This is a genomic window from Streptomyces sp. NPDC051987, assembly GCF_040680735.1.
GTDB lineage: Bacteria > Actinomycetota > Actinomycetes > Streptomycetales > Streptomycetaceae > Streptomyces.
Genome location: NZ_JBFAXI010000113.1, coordinates 20,395 through 27,396 on the forward strand (window position 1 = coordinate 20,395; position 7,002 = coordinate 27,396).

Annotated in this window: 7 protein-coding genes; 5 read left to right on the top strand and 2 right to left on the bottom strand. The window is 73.4% G+C overall.

Annotated features, from left to right (window positions below; all coding sequences use genetic code 11):
* Window positions 1-57 precede the first annotated feature (57 nt).
* From AB0M11_RS36320 to AB0M11_RS36340, 5 genes are all read left to right on the top strand, one after another.
* Window positions 58-1,290 (top strand): FAD-dependent oxidoreductase, encoded by a 1,233-nt coding sequence (locus AB0M11_RS36320; protein ID WP_365712445.1) that lies wholly within the window; start codon window positions 58-60, stop codon window positions 1,288-1,290.
* Window positions 1,291-1,398: 108 nt separating this feature from the next.
* Complete coding sequence (locus AB0M11_RS36325) at window positions 1,399-1,764, top strand: Rv2175c family DNA-binding protein (protein ID WP_294009156.1); 366 nt, start codon at window positions 1,399-1,401, stop codon at window positions 1,762-1,764.
* Between the two features lie 33 nt (window positions 1,765-1,797).
* Window positions 1,798-2,445 carry a thiamine phosphate synthase gene (thiE, locus tag AB0M11_RS36330; protein ID WP_365712446.1) on the top strand — a complete coding sequence of 216 codons (648 nt, stop codon included), beginning with the start codon at window positions 1,798-1,800 and terminating at the stop codon, window positions 2,443-2,445.
* 113 nt (window positions 2,446-2,558) lie between these two features.
* Window positions 2,559-3,482, top strand: coding sequence for a methylenetetrahydrofolate reductase [NAD(P)H] (gene metF / locus AB0M11_RS36335; RefSeq protein WP_365712447.1), 924 nt, complete (start codon window positions 2,559-2,561; stop codon window positions 3,480-3,482).
* Window positions 3,483-3,538: 56 nt separating this feature from the next.
* Window positions 3,539-4,531: a hypothetical protein gene (locus tag AB0M11_RS36340; RefSeq protein ID WP_365712448.1), complete on the top strand. Its 993-nt coding sequence runs from the start codon at window positions 3,539-3,541 to the stop codon at window positions 4,529-4,531.
* Window positions 4,532-4,552: 21 nt separating this feature from the next.
* Here AB0M11_RS36340 and AB0M11_RS36345 read toward each other — a convergent pair whose 3' ends face one another.
* Window positions 4,553-6,061, bottom strand: a complete 1,509-nt coding sequence (locus tag AB0M11_RS36345; RefSeq protein WP_365712449.1) for an NAD(P)/FAD-dependent oxidoreductase — start codon at window positions 6,059-6,061, stop codon at window positions 4,553-4,555.
* A gap of 47 nt (window positions 6,062-6,108) precedes the next feature.
* Complete coding sequence (locus AB0M11_RS36350; protein ID WP_365712450.1) at window positions 6,109-6,723, bottom strand: DUF4126 domain-containing protein; 615 nt, start codon at window positions 6,721-6,723, stop codon at window positions 6,109-6,111.
* Window positions 6,724-7,002: the final 279 nt, after the last annotated feature.

A 7,002-nucleotide genomic window follows, 5' to 3' on the forward strand; every position in this document is an offset into this window, starting at 1 on the left:
TGACTGACTCTTTGTCAGTTGTCTATCGTTCTTGTCTATGGTGATCAGGTGGACCAGGTGAGTGAGCAGACGCAGCTACGGGGCACGGCACAGACACGGCGCGTGGTCGTCGTGGGCGCGGGCATGGCCGGGGTGCAGACCGCCGTCGCCCTGCGGGAGCAGGGGTTCACGGGCGCCGTCACCCTGATCGGCGCAGAGCCGCACCAGCCGTACGACCGGCCGCCGCTCTCCAAGGCCGTGCTGCTCGGCACGTCGGAGGGGTCCGCGTTCGAGGTCGACTTCGAGACGCTCGGCATCGAGCTGGCGCTCGGCCGCGAGGCGCTGGGCGTGCGCCCCGCCGACCATGAGCTGGACACCGACGCCGGACCGGTGCCGTACGACGTCCTGGTCCTCGCCACCGGTGCCGAGCCGATCACGCTGCCCGGCACCGAGGGCGTGCCCGGCGTCCATCTGCTGCGCACCCTGGACGACGCCGAGCGGCTGCGGCCCGTGCTCGCCCGCCGGCACGACGTCGTGGTCGTCGGCGCGGGCTGGATCGGCGCCGAGTTCGCCACCGCGGCCCGCGAGGCCGGCTGCGCGGTGACCGTCGTGGAGGCCGCCGACCGGCCGCTCGCCGGAGCGCTCCCCGCCGAGGTCGCCGCGCCGATGGCCGCCTGGTACGCGGACAGCGGCACCGCACTGCGCACGCACGCGCGCGTGGCGGGCGTCGAGCCCGGCGCGGTGGTGCTCGACGACGGCTCGCGGCTGCCCGCGGGCGCCGTCGTGGTCGGGATCGGCGCCCGCCCCGCCACCGCCTGGCTGACCGGCTCCGGCATCGAGCTGGGCGCGCACCGCGACGTGCTGGCCGACGACCGCCTGCGCACCACCGTGCCCGACGTCTACGCGGTCGGCGACTGCGCCTCCTTCCCCTCCGGCCGCTACGGCGAGCGCCTGCTGGTCCACCACTGGGACAACGCCCTCCAGGGCCCGCGCACGGTCGCCGCCAACATCCTGGGCGAGACCGACGCCGTCTACGACCCCGTCCCGTACTTCTGGTCCGAACAGTTCGGCCGCTTCGTCCAGTACGCCGGCCACCACGCCGCCGCCGACCGGCTGATCTGGCGCGGCGATCCGGCCGGCCCCTCCTGGAGCGTCTGCTGGCTCCGCGAGACCCGCCTGGTAGCCCTTCTGGCGGTAGGCCGTCCTCGGGATCTGGCGCAAGGACGGCGCCTGATCGAGGCGGGGCGCCACATGGACGCCGAGGCACTGGCAGACCCTGGGCGTCCCTTGAAGGATGCGACGTACGGCTGAGCGGCGCCCCGTGAGGGGCGCGGGGAACTGCGCGACCAGCCCCGACGGCGCCGCACCCGGACGACCACCCATCGCGGCCCACCCGACGTTGCGCCTACCCTTGACCCCGTGACCGAGATTGACGCAAAGATCGATGCTCTCGTCCCCGCCTGGCTCACCCTCCCCGACATCGCAGAGATGATGGACGTCGAGGTGACGCGCGTGCGGCAGCTGGTCAAGGAGGGCCAGCTCATCGCCGTCCGCCGCGGTGAGAACAGGGCACTGCACGTCCCCGCCGCCTTCATCGACGGGGACAAGGTGGTCAAGGGCCTCTCCGGGACCCTGACGCTCCTGCGGGACGACGGCTTCACGGACGAAGAGATGCTGGAGTGGCTCTTCACTCCCGACGCCACCCTGCCCGGCACCCCCGCGCAGGCGCTCAGCGAGAATCGCGGCACGGAGGTGAAGCGCCGCGCCCAGGCGCTCGCCGTCTGAGGCGACCAGTACCGACACCACGGGGGACCACCGATGACCGACACCGCCCGCGCCCGGCTGGCCGACGCCCGGCTCTACCTGTGCACGGACGCCCGCACGGAGCAGGGCGACCTCGCCGCGTTCCTGGACGAGGTCCTGGCGGGCGGTGTCGACATCGTGCAGCTGCGCGACAAGGGCATGGAGGCCGCCGAGGAGCTGGAGCACCTCGCGGTCCTCGCCGACGCCTGCGCCCGGCACGGCAAGCTGCTCGCGGTCAATGACCGCGCGGACGTGGCCCACGCGGCCGGCGCCGACGTGCTCCACCTCGGCCAGGGCGACCTGCCGGTCCCCGCCGCGCGGGCGATCCTCGGCCCGGACGTCCTGATCGGCCGCTCCACGCACGCCGAGTCCGAGGCCGCCGCGGCCGCCGTGCAGGACGGCGTGGACTACTTCTGCACCGGTCCCTGCTGGCCCACCCCCACCAAGCCCGGCCGCCCCGCCCCCGGCCTCGGCCTGGTGCGGTACACCGCCGCCCTGGGCACCGACCGCCCCTGGTTCGCCATCGGCGGCATCGACCTGGGCAACCTCGACCAGGTGCTGGACGCGGGCGCCCGCCGGGTGGTCGTGGTCCGCGCGCTCACCGCGGCCGACGACCCGGGCGCGGCGGCGGCCGAGTTCGCCAAGCGGCTGCGCTCGCGGTGACGCGCGGTCCCGTGGTCCGAAAACATGTCCAGTATCCGGACGTGAGGTCGGCAATTCGGGCAAATATCCCGAGTTCGGTTGGGTGACCGTCCAGCCCTGACTAACCTGCGGGTATGGCCCTCGGAACCGCGTCCACCCGGACGGACCGCGCACGCACCGTGAGCGACATGCTCGCCACCGGCAAGACCACGTACTCGTTTGAGTTCTCGGCGCCGAAGACCCCCAAGGGTGAGCGGAACCTGTGGAGCGCGCTCCGGCGGGTCGAGGCGGTCGCCCCCGACTTCGTCTCCGTGACCTACGGGGCCGGCGGCTCCACCCGCGCGGGCACGGTCAAGGAGACCCAGCAGATCGTCGCCGACACCACGCTCACCCCGGTCGCCCACCTCACCGCGGTCGACCACTCGCTGGCCGAACTGCGCAACATCATCGGCCAGTACGCGGACGCCGGGATCCGCAACATGCTCGCGGTGCGCGGCGACCCGCCCGGTGACCCGATGGGCGAGTGGGTGGCGCACCCGCAGGGGCTGACCTACGCGGCCGAACTCGTCCGCCTCATCAAGGAGTCGGGCGACTTCTGCGTGGGCGTCGCCGCCTTTCCCGAGATGCATCCCCGCTCCGACGACTGGGACACCGACGTCCGGCACTTCGTCGACAAGTGCCGCGCGGGCGCCGACTACGCCATCACGCAGATGTTCTTCCGGCCCGAGCCCTATCTTCGCCTTCGCGACTCGGTCGCCGCGGCCGGCTGCCGGACTCCGGTCATCCCGGAAATTCTGCCGGTCACCAGTGTGAAGATGCTGGAACGGCTGCCCAAACTCAGCAACGCGACCTTCCCGGACGCCCTGAAAGAGCGGATCCTCACAGCCAAAGACGATCCGGCGGCGGTACGCTCCATGGGCATCGAGTACGCCACGGAGTTCTGCGCCCGGCTACTGTCCGAGGGAGTGCCCGGACTGCACTTCATCACGCTGAACAACTCCACGGCGACGCTGGAGATCTACGAGAACCTGGGCCTGCACCATCCCCCGCAGGCCTAGACCGGCCGCACCGGAGTACGACACACTGCGTAGCGGTCACTGGAGGAGGGGCGTACATGGGCTGGACGGTCCTCTACGTAGCATTCGGCATCGTCGCACTGTGGTTGCTCGGCGAGGTCCTGCTGCAGTACAAGGCGCGGCTGCGCTGGCGGCTGCTCGCCTTCGTCGGCTTCCTCGGGGTGGTCTTCGGTGTCCTGATCCCGTCCGTGATCGTCATCGGCGTGGGCGCGATCGCCTTCGCGGTCGGCCAGACCTACGTCACGCTGTCGTTCCGCCGGGGCTTCGAGGCCGGCTGGGCCGTCAAGCGCCCCGGTGCGGAGGGTGACGGCGGCGGCCTGACCAAGCGCCGCCGCGGCGAGCCCGACGAGGACCCCGGCCCGGCGGCCACCGACCCGGAGGCGGCCGACGCCGCCTACACCGAGCAGCGCGCCGCCTACGCCATGGACGGCGGCGATCCGTCCTTCGGCGGCGACGACTACGACCGCGACGACGTCTTCACCCCGGCCGCCCGCACCATGGAGCCCGGCGCGAACGAGTCCACCGCGGTGTACGAGCCGCAGCCGCTGCCCGACGACACCGGCTCCTACGGCGTCTACCGCGACTCCGGCTACGCCGCGACGGGCGACCAGCGGGCCGCCTACGCGACCGCCGGCCAGGACCAGGCGTACGCCGCCCAGGGCAGCGACCAGAACTACGCCTACGACTACTCCGGGTACGGCCAGCAGCAGTACGGCTACGACACGAGCGGCGGCCAGCAGGGTTACGCCAACTACTCCGACCCGTACATCGGCCACCAGACCTACGGCGGCGGGTACGACCAGTCCGCGTACGGCACCCAGCAGTACGACCAGCAGGGCTACGCCCAGGGCCAGTACGGCACCGGCGGCTACGGCGAGACCCCGGCCGGCGGGGTCTGGGTCCCGCAGCAGCGCGCCGACGAGACCTACGGCGGCGAGCAGCCGTACCCCTACCAGGGCGACGACCAGGGGCAGGGCCAGCAGCAGGGCCACCAGGGAAACGGGTACGACGAGCAGCAGTACCGTTTCTGAAGCGCCGCCGCCGCGCCCGGCTCACTGCGAGCCGCGGAACTGCGGTCCCTCCACGATCAGTCCGGCCACCAGCGCCCCCGACATGCCCGCGTGGGCGAGCCCGCCACCGGGATGCGACCAGCCGCCCGCGGTGAACAGGCCAGGCAGCGCCGTGGTGTTGGACGGGTGCAGCACACCGTCCGCCGCGGCCAGCGCCGGTGGTGGCACCGCACCGCCGGTGGCGCCCGTCTCCCGCTCGGTGTCCAGGGGGGTGCGGACCTCGCGCCACAGCAGCCGCTCGCGCAGCCCCGGCACCGCACGCTCGGCGGCGGCCGCCATCCGGTCCGCGAACGCGTCGGCCGCCCCCGGCGCCGCCCAGCTGTACTCCGCCGCCGACGGCACCGTCGCCGTCACCACCACGGACTCGTGGTCCGCGTCGGGACGCTGGGCCGGGTCGCCCGGCCGGTCCACCACGACCGTCGGCCGGTCCGGCAGCTCTCCGTGCGCGAACTCGGCCAGGTCGCCCTCGGCATCGGGGGAGTGCACCACCGTGCGGTGCACGGCGCCCGGCTCCCGCGCACCGCGCAGCGCCAGACACAGGACCACCCGGCCCGGCCGGCGGCCCTCGGGCTCCGGGCGCACGTCCCGCGCGCCGTACAGCTCCCTGCCCCCGGCCAGGCCGACCAGCCGCCACGGACCCGTGCCCACGACGAAGTCCGCCTCCGCCACCGTGCCCCCGGCCAACTCCACGCCCGCCGCCCGGCCGTCCTTCTCCAGGACCCGCGCGACCTCGGCGCCGAAGACGAACTCGACCCGCCGCCGCAGGCACCGCTCGTACACCGCGCGCGCCAACTCCCGTATGCCACCGCGGACATACCAGGTGCCGAAGGCGTGCTCCAGGTAGGGCAGCACGGCCGCGCTCGCCGGGGCGGTCCCGGGATCGAGACCGTACGCGAGCGCGTAGCCGTCCAGCAGCTGGGACAGCCGCGGGTCACGCAGCTCCCAGGCGCCGATCTGGTGCAGGGTGCTCGCCCGGCGCGTGCGCAGCAGGCGCTTGTGCGGGACCGACGGGTACGGCTCGCGCTCGGCCAGCACCTGCCAGTCGGGCCACAGCGGCTCCTCCAGGAGCGGGCGCCGGGTGCGGTCCCAGGTCTCCCGGGCCCGCACCAGGAAGTCGCCCCAGCGCTGCCCGGCGCCCGGCCCGAGGGCCTCGTCCAGGGCGGTGACGACACCCGCGCGGGACGCGTTCGGCAACGACACCTCGGTGCCGTCCGCGAAGACGTGCCGGGCCGACGGGTCGACCTGGACCAGCTCGACGCACTCCTCCAGCGGTTCCCTGCCGGTCTTGACGAACAGATCGCGGTAGACGGCGGGCAGCGGCAGCAGCCCGGGGCCGGTGTCGAAGGCGAACCCGTCGCGTTCGAACCGGCGCACCCCGCCGCCGTACGTCTCCGTGCGCTCGTACACCGTCACCCGGTGGCCCGCGACGGCCAGCCGGGCGGCCGCCGCCATGGCGCCCATCCCGGCGCCGATCACCGCAATCCGTCCCATGCCCGCGACTTTATCGACCGCCACCGACAGTCCGGTCCGGCGGGCCGTCAGCCGGGCGGCGGTGCCGCCTGTGCCGAGAGCCGCCGTTCCTCGCGGCGCTGGGCGCGGCGGCGCCAGAACCGCCGGATCCGGGAGACCAGGAACACCAGCACGGTCAGGCCGGTCGCCAGCAGGACCGCCGCGATGATCGCCGCCGCCAGCGGATGGAACATCGCGAACGTCACGATCCCGGCGACCCCGAGGTCCTCCGCGAGGCTCGTCACGATGTTGCTGAACGGCTCCGGCGAGGTGTTGATCGCCATCCGGGTACCGGCCTTCACGGTGTGGCTGGCCAGTGCCGTGGAACCGCCGACCAGCCCGGCCACCACGTCGTTGACCGAGCCGCTGTGCCCGGCGAGCAGCGCACCGACCCAGGCACCCGCCACCGGCCGCACCACCGTGTGCACGGAGTCCCACACCGAGTCGACGTACGGGATCTTGTCGGCGACCGCCTCGCACAGGAACAGCACGCCGGCGACGATCAGCACCTCGGGGCGCTGCAGCGTCTCGGGGACGTCGTCGCTCAGGCCCGTCGCGCCGAAGAGGCCGAGCAGCAGCACCACCGCATAGGCGTTGATTCCGCTGGCCCAGCCGCTGGTGAAGACCAAGGGGAGTACCGACACGGACGCGATCGTAACCAGTCGGCGGCCGTACGTCCTGGGCCCGTGCGCGCACGGCTGAGTACGCGTACCCAGGCGGTGAGATGAGTATCCGCGCGGATGGGCCGCGACCTGCGTCGACGACAGAGTTGAGGCACGGAGAAGGGGCGCGCGGTCCGGCACCGCCGACACGGGGCGGCGGAACGGCGACCGCGCCCCCGACCGTTCCTTCCGCCGACTCGTGTCGGCGGAAGCGAGACACGGGGGTGCACGACAGGCGCCGGTCCGACGGCGGCCCGCGGG

Bases quoted from the DNA above. Each gene is read 5' to 3' on its own strand.
- AB0M11_RS36340 (WP_365712448.1), top strand. From the start codon at position 3,539: ATGGGCTGGACGGTCCTCTACGTAGCATTCGGCATCGTCGCACTGTGG.
- thiE (WP_365712446.1), top strand. From the start codon at position 1,798: ATGACCGACACCGCCCGCGCCCGGCTGGCCGACGCCCGGCTCTACCTG.
- AB0M11_RS36345 (WP_365712449.1), bottom strand. From the start codon at position 6,061: ATGGGACGGATTGCGGTGATCGGCGCCGGGATGGGCGCCATGGCGGCG.
- metF (WP_365712447.1), top strand. From the start codon at position 2,559: ATGGCCCTCGGAACCGCGTCCACCCGGACGGACCGCGCACGCACCGTG.